The sequence below is a fragment of the Acidimicrobiales bacterium genome (assembly GCA_030747595.1).
GTDB lineage: Bacteria > Actinomycetota > Acidimicrobiia > Acidimicrobiales > MedAcidi-G1 > UBA9410.
On sequence record JASLKK010000067.1, the window covers coordinates 1 to 579 of the forward strand.

At 48.5% G+C, this 579-nt stretch carries 1 protein-coding gene and 1 tRNA gene; both read left to right on the forward strand.

All coding sequences use genetic code 11. The features are described from left to right. On the forward strand, positions 1–392 hold a 392-nt coding region (locus tag QF777_12130; GenBank protein MDP6912277.1), incomplete at its 5' end, for a hypothetical protein. Positions 393–422: 30 nt separating this feature from the next. Further along, positions 423–499, forward strand: a tRNA-Ala gene (locus QF777_12135). Positions 500–579 lie beyond the last annotated feature (80 nt).

The window sequence follows — 579 nt, forward strand, 5'->3', positions numbered from 1 at the left end:
GACGAAACACTCAACGACCAGTTCTGAGACCTCCTCTTGCAGTCGCTGGAGGCCACCACACCAACGCTTGGCAAGCAGTACAGAAGGCAGCTAAAGAGATTCCCAATAGTGCTCGGGCCGCTAAACGCCGTCGAAGAGATGTTCTAATAGCGCTCATTGGAATCGCAGTTATGACCTTCTTGTTTGCCTTGACAGTAGGAAGTTTCATGTGGATGATGCATTTCCTTGCTGACGTCGCACTAGTTGGATATGGAACCTTGCTCACACTCCGAAATCAAAAAGAATTTGATTCTCAAGATGTAGTCGTACCTTTCCGGCCGGCAACACCGTTGGTACCAGATGCCGGTATAGCGATGAGAGACGAAGCAGTTCTTCGTCGTCAAGCTAACTAGAGACCACTAGGCTACGATCCACCCTATATGGGGGGTGTAGCTCAGTTGGCTAGAGCGCTACGTTCGCAACGTAGAGGTCGGCGGTTCGATTCCGCTCACCTCCACCAGATTCTCTGGTTGAACTCTCTGAATTTCCTTTAGAAGAAAAGATGACGATTCTTCTAAATCTATAAAACCTTCTTTAGAG